At 61.0% G+C, this 13146-nt stretch carries 11 protein-coding genes; 8 read left to right on the forward strand and 3 right to left on the reverse strand.

What is annotated here, in order from left to right; genetic code table 11:
• Positions 1-105 precede the first annotated feature (105 nt).
• Positions 106-1005: a bifunctional methylenetetrahydrofolate dehydrogenase/methenyltetrahydrofolate cyclohydrolase FolD gene (gene folD, locus ACPYOP_RS23270; protein WP_481412643.1), complete on the forward strand. Its 900-nt coding sequence runs from the start codon at positions 106-108 to the stop codon at positions 1003-1005.
• Between the two features lie 6 nt (positions 1006-1011).
• Here folD and ACPYOP_RS23275 read toward each other — a convergent pair whose 3' ends face one another.
• Positions 1012-2043 (reverse strand): substrate-binding domain-containing protein, encoded by a 1032-nt coding sequence (locus ACPYOP_RS23275; protein WP_481412644.1) that lies wholly within the window; start codon positions 2041-2043, stop codon positions 1012-1014.
• Between the two features lie 308 nt (positions 2044-2351).
• Between ACPYOP_RS23275 and ACPYOP_RS23280 the strand changes: the two genes are divergently transcribed.
• The 6 genes from ACPYOP_RS23280 (at position 2352) to ACPYOP_RS23305 (ending at position 9359) form a co-directional block, all read left to right on the forward strand.
• Positions 2352-3713, forward strand: coding sequence for an ABC transporter substrate-binding protein (locus ACPYOP_RS23280; RefSeq protein ID WP_481412645.1), 1362 nt, complete (start codon positions 2352-2354; stop codon positions 3711-3713).
• A gap of 125 nt (positions 3714-3838) precedes the next feature.
• Positions 3839-4855, forward strand: coding sequence for a carbohydrate ABC transporter permease (locus ACPYOP_RS23285; RefSeq protein WP_481412646.1), 1017 nt, complete (start codon positions 3839-3841; stop codon positions 4853-4855).
• 1 nt (position 4856) lies between these two features.
• Positions 4857-6020 (forward strand): carbohydrate ABC transporter permease, encoded by a 1164-nt coding sequence (locus ACPYOP_RS23290; protein ID WP_481412647.1) that lies wholly within the window; start codon positions 4857-4859, stop codon positions 6018-6020.
• A gap of 34 nt (positions 6021-6054) precedes the next feature.
• Positions 6055-7707: a beta-galactosidase BglA gene (bglA, locus tag ACPYOP_RS23295; protein WP_481412648.1), complete on the forward strand. Its 1653-nt coding sequence runs from the start codon at positions 6055-6057 to the stop codon at positions 7705-7707.
• 21 nt (positions 7708-7728) lie between these two features.
• On the forward strand, positions 7729-8817 hold the full coding sequence (locus ACPYOP_RS23300; RefSeq protein WP_481412649.1) for an ABC transporter ATP-binding protein: 1089 nt from the start codon (positions 7729-7731) through the stop codon (positions 8815-8817).
• A gap of 188 nt (positions 8818-9005) precedes the next feature.
• Entirely contained in the window at positions 9006-9359 is a 354-nt protein-coding gene (locus ACPYOP_RS23305) for a hypothetical protein (RefSeq protein WP_481412650.1), read from the forward strand.
• Positions 9360-9412: 53 nt separating this feature from the next.
• Here the strand turns inward: ACPYOP_RS23305 and ACPYOP_RS23310 are convergent, their stop codons facing one another.
• Positions 9413-10009: a TetR/AcrR family transcriptional regulator gene (locus ACPYOP_RS23310; RefSeq protein ID WP_481412651.1), complete on the reverse strand. Its 597-nt coding sequence runs from the start codon at positions 10007-10009 to the stop codon at positions 9413-9415.
• Between the two features lie 206 nt (positions 10010-10215).
• On the opposite strand from ACPYOP_RS23310, the gene ACPYOP_RS23315 reads away from it, so the two are divergent.
• Entirely contained in the window at positions 10216-11136 is a 921-nt protein-coding gene (locus ACPYOP_RS23315) for a DUF3313 domain-containing protein (protein WP_481412652.1), read from the forward strand.
• Between the two features lie 41 nt (positions 11137-11177).
• On the opposite strand, the gene edd is transcribed toward ACPYOP_RS23315, so the two are convergent.
• Positions 11178-13001, reverse strand: a complete 1824-nt coding sequence (edd, locus tag ACPYOP_RS23320) for a phosphogluconate dehydratase (protein WP_481412653.1) — start codon at positions 12999-13001, stop codon at positions 11178-11180.
• Between the last annotated feature and the right edge of the window lie 145 nt (positions 13002-13146).

Raw genomic sequence — 13146 nt, forward strand, 5'->3', positions numbered from 1 at the left:
TTTCCCTTGCAATTACCGCTTTCAGACACCATAGGGCGTTAGCAGGCAATTATGTCGGGCCGATGGTCTGTAGATTGCCACCGAATTCATGATCGGGAGACGAGCGTGACGACAGTGATCGACGGGAAGAAGGCGGCGGCTTCGGTGATCGAGGCTGTGAAGGCTGCGGCGGCAGGGCTTGAGGCCGAGGCCAGTGTGAAGACCGGGCTTGCGGTCGTCATCGTCGGCGATGATCCGGCCAGCCACGCCTATGTGAACTCCAAGAGCAAGATGGCCAAGGAATGCGGCTTCAAGTCTATCCAGCACACGCTACCGGCCGAGACGACGCAAGGTGAGCTCGCGGGCCTGGTGGCGTCACTGAACGACGATCCCTCCATTCACGGCATCCTGGTGCAGCTGCCGTTGCCGAAGCACCTGGATTCCGAGGCGATCATCCAGTCGATCCGGCCGGACAAGGATGTCGATGGTCTGCACGTCGTCAACGCCGGCAAACTGGCAACCGGCGATCTCGCAACCGGGCTGATCTCCTGCACACCGGCCGGCGCCATGCTTTTGGTGCGCTCCATCCATGGCGAGGATCTGTCGGGGCTGAATGCCGTGGTCATCGGCCGTTCCAACCTGTTCGGCAAGCCGATGGCGCAATTGCTGCTCAATGCCAATGCGACTGTCACGACGGCGCATTCGCGGACGAAGGATCTCGCATCGGTGGCACGAGGCGCCGATATTCTGGTGGCGGCTGTGGGACGTCCGGAGATGGTCAAGGCGGGCTGGGTGAAGCCCGGCGCGACGGTCATCGATGTCGGCATCAACCGCATCGATGCACCAGAGCGCGGCGAGGGCAAGAGCCGGCTGGTGGGCGATGTCGCCTATGCCGAGGCTTCTGACGTTGCCGCAGCGATCACGCCGGTTCCGGGCGGTGTCGGACCGATGACGATCGCCATGTTGATGGCCAATACTGTCATCGCGGCCCATCGTGCTGCCGGCAGAACGCCGCCGAAGTTTTGAACCAGATCAGTCGGCCGGCGCCACGCCGGTCGAGGAGCGCACGATCAGTTCGGCCTTCCACAATTCCTGCGCCGGAAACGTCTCTGTATGCTTGATTTCGCCGATCAGCCGCTCGGCGATACGCACGCCCGCCGCGCGTAGCGACGAGCGGGTCGTCGTCAGCGGCACGGTGAAGCTTTCCGGCTTCAAAAGCGTCAGCACGTCGTCATGGGCGATGAGCGAGATATCCTCGCCTAGCTTGAGCCCGGCCTGATTGATGGCGCGAACGGCGCCGAGCGCCAGCACGGTACTGGAGCAGAGCACCGCAGTCGGACGCCTATCTTTCTCCATCTGCAGGATGCGCTCCATGACGAGCAGGCCCTGTTCGTCGGTCATCGGCGTGTGGCTGGTGCAATCCTCGTCGAGTGCCAGGCCCCGCTCGGCAAGGGCCGCTTCCATGCCGTTCTTCCGGCGAATGGCGAAGTCGAGATAGATCGGGCCGTTCAACAGGGCAAAGCGCCGATGTCCGAGCTGCAGCAGCAGTTTCGTGGCGTCGTAGAAAGCGGCTTCGTTATCGAGGTCGAGAAAGGGATAGTCCGGCTCGGAGCCGATCGAGCGTCCATGCACGAGAAAAGGCATGGACAGCGTCTTCAGCATTTCCAGGCGCGGATCGTGGCCGCGCATGTAATTGACGAAGAGTGCGTCGACATTGCCGCTGGCCGCCAGCCGTCGCAGCGCGCCAACCTCATCATTCGGATCCGCGGGCGTCAGCACGAAATGGAAGTCGTGCCGCAGGGCCTCTTCGCCGAGGCCGGTCAGGAACTCCGAGAAATGCACGTCCGAGGAGTTGCCGGGTGAGGTCGGCATAACCAAGCCGATCGAGCCAGCCTTGCCGGTCGCAAGTCTTTGCGCCGCCTTGTTGGGTCGATAGCCGGTTTCCCGAACCGCTTTGAGAACACGCTCGCGAGTCTCGCGATTAACCTCCGGATATCCGTTCAATGCCCGGCTGACTGTCGTCTGCGACAGCCCGAGCATTTGCGATAGCTGTTTCAGATTCACGAATTTCGGCTCCTCCAATTCCCGACCGCCCGGCTGTCGGCACAACCTCCTGAATATCGCCAGCATCCAAAGCGCTTTTAATATGTAGCAGGCGATGCGCTGGAGACAAGATAAATAGCAAAATATCGCCGCCTATTTTATGCTGCAACGCGAGATATGCTGTGAATATTAGCCAGAAATTGAAAATCGCTTGACTTTCTCCCGCTCTCAATGGATGAGAGAGGTAGCCAAAGCGCTTTGAGGAATGGGGCGCGCAGCACAAAATTGTGTTTGGGCTCATGGGTTTCGTTATTTGGGAGGACAACCGCATGAAAAAGATGTTTTTGATGACCGTCGCTGCCGCCGCCTTGGTGGCCGGTACGGCGACGGCGGCCGATCTGAAGTTCCAGCCCGGTCAGGACTCCAAGTTCAATTGGAAAAGCTACGACGACTTCAAGTCGGCCCATGCCGACCTGAAGGGCGAGACGCTGACCATCTTCGGTCCGTGGCGCGGCGAGGACGAAGCACTTTTCACCAGCGTCCTCAGCTACTTCACCGAAGCGACCGGCGTGAACGCCAAATATTCGTCCTCGGAAAACTACGAGCAGCAGATCGTCATCGACACGCAGGCCGGTTCGCCGCCGAACGTCGCCATCCTCCCGCAGCCCGGCCTTCTCGCCAACCTCGCCAGCAAGGGTTATCTGACGCCGCTTGGCGATGATCTCGCGAGCTGGGTCAAGACGAACTACGGCGCCGGCGACAGCTGGGTCGGCTACGGCACTTACAAGGGCAAGGACGGCAAGGATGCCTTCTATGCCTTTCCTTACAAGGCCGACCTGAAGTCGCTGGTCTGGTATGTGCCGGAGAATTTCGAGGAAGCCGGCTACAAGGTTCCGACAACGATGGAGGACCTGCTCAAGCTTTCCGACCAGATCGTCAAGGACGGCGGAACGCCCTGGTGCATCGGTCTCGGTTCGGGCGGTGCGACCGGCTGGCCGGCGACCGACTGGGTCGAAGACCTGATGCTACGCATGAACGCGCCGCAGGACTATGATCATTGGGTCGACAACTCGCTGAAGTTCAACGATCCGAAGGTCGTCTCGGTCATCGAGGAATTCGGCAAGTTCGCCAAGAACGCGAAATATGTCGCCGGCGGCGTCGCGGCCGTGGCGTCGACCGACTTCCGCGATAGCCCGAAGGGTCTCTTTACGGTTCCGCCGAAGTGCTACATGCACAAGCAGGCATCCTTCATCCCATCCTTCTTCCCGGAAGGCACCAAGCTCGGCCAGGATGCGGACTTCTTCTACTTCCCGCCCTTCGCCGCGCATCCGGAACTCGGCAAGCCGGTTCTCGGCGCCGGCACGCTGGCCGCCGTTACCAAGGATTCGAAGGCTGCCCGCGCCTTCATCCAGTTCCTGCAGACGCCGATCGCCCAGGAGGTCTGGATGGCGCAGTCCGGCTTCCTGACGCCATACAAGGCCGTCAATACCGCGGCTTACGCCAACGACACGCTGCGCAAGGAAGGCGAGACCCTGACTTCGGCGACCACCTTCCGCTTCGACGGCTCCGACCTGATGCCGGGCAAGATCGGCGCGGGTTCGTTCTGGACCGGCATGGTCGACTTCGTCGGCGGCAAGTCCGCTCAGGATGTTGCCGACGGTGTTCAGAAGTCCTGGGACGCCATCAAGTAAGACATCATAGTCCAGCGCCGCCGGTCAAAGCCGGCGGCGCCAAATAACATAGAACGGCGCGCCTCCATGCGCGGCCGATGCCGGACTCTGGTGGACTCAAGCAGGTAAATTCGGGGAGGGAATGGATGTTTTCGCAGATCGTATCGGCGATTGGCGCCATGATATTCGGCGTTGCCATTTGCGCCGCTTATTTCTGGTTCTCCAACAAGCTCTTGGACTTGATCTTCCCGGCAAGGGAAGGGGACGAGGTCCATCAGGCGGCCGTCAACCTTCGACGCCGCGGTCTCATCCGCCCCTGGCTGTTCCTGGGGCCGGCGCTGTTCCTGCTGGTCGTTTATCTCGTCTATCCCGTCGTCGCGACGTTCATCCTGTCCTTCTATGGACCGGACGGCAGCAAATTCGTCGGCGGCGCCAACTATCTTTGGGCGCTCAACGACACCGAATTCCGCCAGTCGATCTTCAACAACATCCTCTGGCTTGCCGTCGTGCCGGCCGCCTGCACCTTCTTCGGCCTGGTCATCGCCGTCATGACCGACCGCATCTGGTGGGGCAATATTGCCAAGGCGGTCATCTTCATGCCGATGGCGATCTCTTTCGTCGGCGCCTCGGTCATCTGGAAGTTCATCTACGAATATCGTGGCGGCACCGACACGCAGATCGGCCTCCTGAATGCGATCGTCAAGCTTTTCGGCGGCACGCCGGAGGTCTGGATCACCATTCCGTTCTGGAACAATTTCTTCCTGATGGTGATGCTGATCTGGATTCAGACCGGCTTTGCCATGGTCATCCTCTCGGCGGCCCTGCGCGGCATTCCGGAGGAAACCATCGAGGCCGCCGTCATCGACGGTGCCAATGGCTGGCAGATCTTCTGGAAGATCATGGTGCCGCAGGTCTGGGGCACGATCGCCACGGTCTGGACCACCATTACCATCCTCGTCCTCAAGGTTTTCGACATCGTTCTCACAATGACCAACGGCCAGTGGAACACGATGGTGCTCGCCAATTTGATGTTCAACTGGATGTTCCGCGGCGGCGGCGACAGCGGCCGAAGCGCCGTCATCGCGCTGGTCATCATGGTCGCCGTCACGCCGATCATGATCTGGAACATCCGCCGTGCGAACGCAGAAACGAAGGGGCACTGACATGATTGGAAATCTCGGTCGCATCGGTCCTGCCCGCATCTTCGTTCATGCCGCGGTGCTTCTCATCGTCCTCCTCTGGCTGCTGCCGACGCTCGGCATCTTCGTCACGGCGCTGCGCGACAGGGATCAGATCGTCGCCTCCGGCTGGTGGACGGCGTTTGCCGGCTCGTCGCAGACGGCGGCCGTCCGTCTCGACGGCCCGGACAAGGCAAAGCAGGACGGTGCCAATTACGTCATCGCCGGTACGGTTGCCGGTGAAGGCAACAGCGGCAACGGCAGAATCCAGTCCTTCGGCCTGCGCGTGCAGGAGCCGGCCGCTTATAAGGTCGGCTCGCCAGCCGATCTCGGCAATGGCGAGACACTCACAGTCAATGCTGACGGCAGCTATCGCTACCAGAAGGCTGGTCCTTTCGAGGCCGATGGCCGCAGCAAGCGCATCTACTTGACCATCGCCACGCCGCCGCAATTCACCTTCGATAACTATCGTTCCGTTTTGGGCGGCGAGGGCATCGGCCAGTCCTTCATCAATTCGCTGACGGTGACCATCCCGGCGACCGTCATTCCGATCCTGATCGCCGCCTTTGCCGCCTACGCGCTGGCCTGGATGGAGTTTCCCGGACGCGCTATCCTGATCGCGCTCGTGGTCGGTCTCATCGTCGTGCCGCTGCAGATGTCGCTGATCCCGCTCCTGCGCATCTACAACGAGATCGGCCAGATCTTCGGTGTGCCGTCGAAGACCTATCCAGGTATCTGGATGGCGCATACGGCCTTCGGCCTGCCGCTCGCCATCTATCTGCTGCGCAATTATATTTCCGGCCTGCCCAAGGAGATCATCGAATCCGCCCGCGTCGACGGCGCCAGCGATTTCGATATCTTCGTCAAGATCATCCTGCCGCTGTCGTTCCCGGCGCTGGCCTCCTTCGCGATCTTCCAGTTCCTCTGGGTATGGAACGACCTCTTGATCGCGATGGTGTTCCTCGGCACCGACAAGGACCACCTGGTCCTGACGGCCGCTCTCAACGCGCTGCTCGGCTCGCGCGGCGGCAATTGGGAAATCCTGACCGCATCGGCCTTCGTCACCATCATTATTCCGCTCCTCGTCTTCTTCGGTCTGCAGCGCTACCTCGTGCGCGGTCTGCTTGCCGGGTCGGTGAAGGGGGGCTGATCCAAAACACATATTCACACAGGACCCATTCAGCATGAGCATTGCTCTTCAATCGGCTTTAGAAGTTGACAAGGACTGGTGGCGCGGCGCCGTGATCTATCAGATCTATCCGCGCTCCTATCAGGACTCCAACGGTGACGGCATCGGCGATCTCAAGGGCATCGCCGTCCGCCTGCCGCATGTCGCAGCACTCGGTGTCGATGCGATCTGGATTTCGCCGTTCTTCACCTCGCCGATGCGCGATTTCGGCTACGACGTCTCCAATTACGAGGACGTCGACCCGATCTTCGGCTCGCTGGCCGATTTCGATGCGATGGTGATGGAAGCCCATCGTCTCGGCATCAAGGTGATGATCGATCTGGTGCTGTCGCACAGTTCGGACCGTCATCCCTGGTTCGTTGAAAGCCGCTCGAGCAAGAACAATCCCAAGGCCGACTGGTATGTCTGGGCCGATGCCAAACCGGATGGCACGCCGCCCAGCAACTGGCTGTCGATCTTCGGCGGTTCGGCCTGGGCGTGGGATCCGACCCGCATGCAATATTATCTGCACAATTTCCTGACCTCGCAGCCGGATATGAACCTGCACAATCCCGAAGTGCAGGAGCGGTTGCTTGACGTCGTGCGTTTCTGGCTCGACCGCGGTGTCGATGGCTTCCGCCTCGATACGATCAACTTCTACTTCCACGACAAGGAACTGCGCGACAATCCGGCGCTGGAGCCCGCGCGCCGCAATGCCTCCACCGCGCCGGCGGTCAATCCCTATAATTTCCAGGAGCATCTCTACGACAAGAACCGTCCCGAGAACCTGGAATTCCTGAAGCGCTTCCGTGCCGTCCTTGATGAATATCCGGCGATTGCCGCTGTCGGCGAAGTCGGCGACAGCCAGCGCGGCCTCGAGATCGTCGGCGAATATACCTCCGGCGGCGACAAGATGCATATGTGTTACGCCTTTGAATTCCTGTCGCCGGACTCGCTGTCACCGGATCGCGTCGAGGAGGTCATGAAGGATTTTGCGGCGGCCGCTCCGGAAGGCTGGGCCTGCTGGGCCTTCTCCAACCATGACGTCGTGCGCCATATCAGCCGCTGGGGCAATCTGGTCGCCGACCGCGATGCCTTCGCCAAGCTCTATGCGGCGTTGCTGCTGACCCTGCGCGGTTCCGTCTGCCTCTACCAGGGCGAGGAACTGGCACTGACGGAAGCCGATCTCGCCTATCAGGACCTGCAGGATCCCTACGGCATCCAGTTCTGGCCGGAGTTCAAGGGCCGCGATGGCTGCCGCACGCCGATGGTCTGGGACAGCCAGGTTACGCAGGGCGGCTTTTCCACCGTCAAGCCCTGGCTGCCGGTGCCGGTCGAGCACATCCTGCGCGCCGTCAGCGTCCAGCAGGGCGACGAGACGTCGGTGCTGGAGCAGTACCGCCGCTTCCTCGCCTTCCGCAAGCAGCATCCGGCCTTCGCCAAGGGCGAGATCGCGTTCTGGGAGCCGCAGGGCGACGTGCTCGTCTACAGCCGCATGTATGCCGGCGAGACCATTCTCTGCGCCTTCAACATGAGCCCTGTCGAAGCAATGGTGGCTCTGCCTGACGGGAACTGGCAGGCGTTGACGGGACACGGCTTCACCAGCAACAACTACGGCAACAAGATCGATATTCCGGCCTGGGGCGCTTATTTCGCGCGTCTTGCCTGACCTTTGGGAGGAGGGAGCATAATGACGGGACTTGTTCTGAAGGATATCAAGAAATCCTACGGCAGCGTGCATGTGCTGCACGGCATCGATCTGGAGATCAACGAGGGCGAGTTCATCGTCTTCGTTGGCCCGTCCGGCTGCGGCAAGTCCACCTTGCTGCGCATGATCGCAGGGCTGGAAAGCATCACCTCGGGCGATATGATGATTGCCGGGCAGAAGGTGAACGAGGTACCGCCCTCCCGGCGCGGCATCGCCATGGTCTTCCAGTCCTACGCGCTCTATCCGCATATGACCGTCTATGACAACATGGCCTTCGGCATGCGCATTGCCGGCGAAAGCAAGCAGGAGATCGACCGCCGGGTGCGTGCTGCGGCAGCAAGCCTGCAGCTCACGCAGTATCTCGCGCGTCTGCCGAAGGCGCTTTCGGGCGGTCAGCGCCAGCGTGTCGCCATCGGCCGCGCCATCTGCCGCAACCCGAAGGTCTTCCTGTTCGACGAGCCGCTGTCGAACCTCGACGCCGCCCTGCGTGTCGCGACCCGCATCGAGATCGCCAAGCTCAGCGATTCCATGCCCGAGACGACGATGATTTACGTCACACACGACCAGGTGGAGGCCATGACGCTTGCCGATCGCATCGTCGTGCTGTCGGCCGGCCGTGTGGAGCAGGTCGGTGCGCCACTCGAACTCTACGAGCGCCCGGCCAACCTGTTCGTCGCCAAGTTCATCGGCTCGCCGGCCATGAACATCATCCCCGCCACCGTGACCGACGCCGGAGCGACGACGACCGTGACGCTGACCGGCGGCAAGTCGGTGACGCTCGACATGCCGACGGCAGCCTCCGAGAAGGGTAAGACGGCGAGCTTCGGCGTGCGTCCGGAAGACCTGCGTGTCGCCATCGGTGACGACTATCTCTTCGAAGGCGAGGTTTCCATCGTCGAGGCGCTCGGCGAAGTCACGCAGCTCTACATCGAGGGCCTGGTCGATGGCGAGCCGATCATCGTCAAGATCCCCGGTATCGCCGATATCCATCGCGGCCAGAAGATGCGCTTCGCCGCCGACCGGCAGAAGCTGCATCTCTTCGATGCCGAGGGCCATTCCTATCGCAAGTAGGCTCATGGGACGACGCCGGCTCAAGCAAAGGTGAACAATAAAATTCAACTTGGGCTGGCGCGTCCAAACCTTCTGTTAAATACCCGCTGATAGTCTCGTCTTTGTAATATACCCAGGGATTTACTAAGATGGCAGCTTTCGGCAGGGCTAATTCAGGTCAGCATTTCCTCAACAAGGAAGAATCCTTCATGTATGACCGCGAAGTGCGGTTCCGCATGGAAGACACGATGAATGCGGCGCGGCTCGAATACACCGAAAAAGGTGTGATGAACCTTGCGTCCCGCCGTTGCGATATTATCCGCATCTCGCAGAGCAGCGCGGTTCTTGCGATCCTCACCCAGTATAATCTGCCGAAGCAATTCTATCTGGATATTCCCGACGCCCGCATCACCAAGGTCGGGTGTGTGCTCATGAAGGTATTCCCCAACAATACGGTCGAAGTCCGTTTCCTGCGGCTCCTCACGGATAAGGAAATGAACAAGATCTTCGTCTACAGCACCCATCCGGCGCATAAGAACCGCGTGCTCGATATCAGGGGTTGATCAAATCTCGCCGCCGGGAATAGGTGCAAGCAACAATCCCCGCGGCCGGCGGATCAGATTTCCGTTCGCCATTTTCTGAGCGCATCCTCCAGATAATCGATCAGCGGCAGCCTCCCATTTTCCCGCAGCCATTTGTCGACCGACAGGCGAAGCGGGCTCACTGCGATCATCGAAACCAGCCGTAGACCGTCCTGGTCCCTTGTAGGAAACAATTCGCACAAGGCCTGATAGGCGATCTGTTCGAGCTGCAGAGAGTTACCTCGCGAGCGGGCACGCAGGATTTCGCTTTGACGTAAAAGCCTGGCCGTCTCAAGAAGCTGCGGAGCTTCCGCCTCGAGGCGGGCCACAAGTCCCAGGGTTGCTTGATGAACCACCTCGACCGGCCGCCCGGCTGAAGCATTCTCCATGATGCCCACCCGAAGCGCGTCCATGTATCGGCGCTGATGCGCCAGAAGAATCTCATCCTTGCTTTTGAAGTAATAGAAGAAGGTCCGGCGGGAAATACCGGCCGCTGCCGCAATCTCCTCGATCGTTGTCTCCTGATATCCCTTCGCAAGAAAGGATTTCAGCCCGGCTTCCGCTATGCGTTGAAATGTAAGGCGCCGCTTCCGCTCGCGCAGGCCTTCCGGCTTTGGGGGTGCATCTTGCATCAGGCCATTTTGGCATGAGTCGCAATGCCACTCAAATCATGGGCATGCCCTCCGACGCCTCCTCGGAGATCTCAATTACCGGTAAAATAATTCTTTCGCTTCGCCTCCCGATTGCCGCAAAGTAGCCAACATTAATTTTTACACCAAGTGCGATATTTAATGTTGATGCTGTATGTTCATAACCGGGTGCAGGAGCACAAACATCAATGCCAGCCAATGCAATCCCAAATCATGATGGAAATAGGACCTATGGTTCATGTGCCGCCGAAAACCGTCGGAGGCCCGATATCTGGTCGACGGCTCTTCTATTGAGCCTGCTGACGGGCTGCGCCGCCGCGCCACTGGATCGCGCGGGATCCTTGCGGTCCTATGACGGCCTGACCCGGTCGGACGGGCTTGTCGCTCACTCGCTTCTTCGCGTGAGCAGGGATGATGTTCTGGCGGCGAAGACCGTGAGGATCATTCCCACAGCTTTCTCGATGCGGGCTGAAAGCGCCGCGTTCACGCCCGAGCAACGCAACCTCGTCACCAATGCCGTCGACAGAGCGCTTTGCTCCGGATTGGGTGAACGCTTCGTCGTCGTCGGCCTGTCCGAGCCGGCGGATCTGACCGTTCGCGCCGTCGTGACGCAAGTCAAGGCAACGAATGCGACTGTCGTCGGCGTCTCGAAAGTCGCATCCGTGGGCAAGAGCATACTGCTGCCGGGTGTGCCTGTGCCCGTTCCCCGCATACCGATCGGCATGGGCAGCCTGTCCCTTGAGGCGGAAGCTCTCAACCCCCAGGGCGTGCAGAAGGCTGTCATGATCTGGGGACGCGGCGCAAACGCATTCCTTGATTCGGGAACGGTCGCCAGGGAAGGAGATGCCTATAGTCTCGCCGCCAAATTCGGCGGCGATTTCAGCAAGATGCTGGTCAAAGGCAAGACGCCGTTCGGAACAACGCCTTCGATGCCGTCCAGGGCGAAACTGGCGGCACTCGTCGGCCGCGCACCCAAGTATGAAGCCTGCAAAGTATTCGGCAAGTCGCCCGGGGTCGCCGGCTTTATTGGAGGGCGCATTGGATTGCCGCCCAAATGGACGGACAAGGCTCCGGCGAATGCGGAAAAAACCGCGTCGAAAGCTCTCTGAGCAACCCTCGACGCCGTCTTACCGAAATCCGGCGGACAATCTCAGTGGCGGAACAGGACGCTTGCACCCTGATCCGCCGGTCCCGCGGCATGGCGGAACGGAACGAAGAGCTCCCGGCCCATGCCGAATTCATTCTCCGAGAGATCGGCCACGACCGGCTCGCGCTCCGCCATATCGGCGGCATCGACGAGGACTTCCAGCGTGCCGGCGATCGCGTCGATGCGGATGATGTCGCCTTCCCTGATGCGGGCGATCGGGCCGCCGTCGATGGCTTCCGGCGTCACATGGATGGCGGCCGGAACCTTGCCCGATGCGCCGGACATGCGTCCGTCCGTCAAAAGCGCTACGTGGAAACCGCGATCCTGCAGCACGCCGAGCGCCGGTGTCAGCTTGTGCAGTTCCGGCATGCCGTTGGCCTTCGGCCCCTGGAAACGGACAACAGCGACGAAATCGCGGTTCAGCTTGCCGTCTTTGAAGGCCTGCTGCATCTCCAGCTGATCATGGAAGATCACGGCCGGCGCTTCGACGATGTGGCGCTCCGGCTTGACGGCGGAAATCTTGATGACTGCCTTGCCGATATTGCCGCGCAGCATCTTCAGGCCGCCATTGCTCTGGAAAGGCGTGTCGATGCTTGCCAGCACCTTCGGGTCGTGGCTCTTTTCCGGCGCCGGCTCGCGCAGGACATTGCCGTCGGCGCCGAGCTTGACGTCGATGGAGTAACCATTAAGGCCCTGGCCGTAGACGGTGCGCACGTCGTCATGCAGCAGCCCCTTCTTCAGGAGTTCTTTGATGAGGAAGCCCATGCCGCCGGCGGCATGGAAATGGTTCACATCGGCAAGCCCGTTCGGATAGACGCGGGCGAGCAGCGGGATGATGTCGGAAAGCTCTGAAATATCCTGCCAGGTGAGCATGATGCCGGCCGCGCGCGCCATGGCGACGAGGTGCATCGTGTGATTGGTCGAGCCGCCGGTCGCATGCAGGCCGACGACGCCGTTGACGATCGAGCGCTCGTCGATCATCTCGCCGGCCGGCGTGAATTCGTTGCCCATGGCGGTGATGGCGAGCGCGCGCTTGGTCGCCTCGCGCGTCAGGGCTTCACGCAGCGGCGTGCCAGGATTGACGAAGGAGGCGCCCGGCATATGGAAGCCCATGATTTCCATTAGCATCTGGTTGGAATTGGCCGTGCCGTAGAAGGTGCAGGTGCCGGGGCCGTGATAGGATTTCGATTCCGCTTCGAGAAGTTCGGCGCGGCCGACCTTGCCCTCGGCATAGAGCTGGCGCACGCGCGACTTCTCGTCGTTTGGCAGGCCCGAGGTCATCGGTCCAGCCGGAATGAAGACGGCGGGCAGATGGCCGAAGGAAAGGGCGGCGATGACGAGGCCGGGCACGATCTTGTCGCAGACGCCGAGGAAGACGGCCGCGTCGAACATATTGTGCGACAGGCCAACAGCCGCCGACATGGCGATCAGGTCGCGTGAGAAGAGCGAAAGCTCCATGCCCGGCTGGCCCTGCGTGACGCCATCGCACATGGCCGGCACTCCGCCGGCAACCTGCGCGATGCCGCCCGCTTCAGCCGCGGCTTCACGGATGATGGCCGGATAGGTCTCGAAGGGCTGATGCGCCGAGAGCATGTCGTTGTAGGAGGTGATGATCCCGAGATTGGGCACGTGGTCCCCCGCCAGGGCCTCCTTCTCGGAGGGGGAACAGATGGCGAAGCCATGCGCAAGATTGGCGCAGCCGAGCACGGAGCGTTGCGCTCCCTTCGTTGCGGCATTGCGCAGGCGGTCCAGATAGCGCTCGCGCGTCGGCTTCGAGCGCTCGACGATGCGTGCGGTAATCGCTGATATGCGGGCGTCAGCGGCCATGGTCGATCTGCCTCCGTCTGTTCTGCGCGGTGCCCGTAAGACCTGCTTCGATCTATCCTGGTCGAGGGCTTGGCGCGGGTTCATAAGTCAATGCTCTGCCGGCGCACCCTTGCGGGCGCATGGCGCAGCACATGTTGCTGTGTCT

This window comes from Rhizobium sp. KNZ2-6A, assembly GCF_056755475.1.

Bases quoted from the DNA above. Each gene is read 5' to 3' on its own strand.
- ACPYOP_RS23290 (WP_481412647.1), top strand. From the start codon at position 4,857: ATGATTGGAAATCTCGGTCGCATCGGTCCTGCCCGCATCTTCGTTCAT.
- ACPYOP_RS23300 (WP_481412649.1), top strand. From the start codon at position 7,729: ATGACGGGACTTGTTCTGAAGGATATCAAGAAATCCTACGGCAGCGTG.
- bglA (WP_481412648.1), top strand. From the start codon at position 6,055: ATGAGCATTGCTCTTCAATCGGCTTTAGAAGTTGACAAGGACTGGTGG.
- edd (WP_481412653.1), bottom strand. From the start codon at position 13,001: ATGGCCGCTGACGCCCGCATATCAGCGATTACCGCACGCATCGTCGAG.
- ACPYOP_RS23315 (WP_481412652.1), top strand. From the start codon at position 10,216: ATGCCAGCCAATGCAATCCCAAATCATGATGGAAATAGGACCTATGGT.
- ACPYOP_RS23305 (WP_481412650.1), top strand. From the start codon at position 9,006: ATGTATGACCGCGAAGTGCGGTTCCGCATGGAAGACACGATGAATGCG.
- ACPYOP_RS23280 (WP_481412645.1), top strand. From the start codon at position 2,352: ATGAAAAAGATGTTTTTGATGACCGTCGCTGCCGCCGCCTTGGTGGCC.
- ACPYOP_RS23310 (WP_481412651.1), bottom strand. From the start codon at position 10,009: ATGCAAGATGCACCCCCAAAGCCGGAAGGCCTGCGCGAGCGGAAGCGG.
- ACPYOP_RS23285 (WP_481412646.1), top strand. From the start codon at position 3,839: ATGTTTTCGCAGATCGTATCGGCGATTGGCGCCATGATATTCGGCGTT.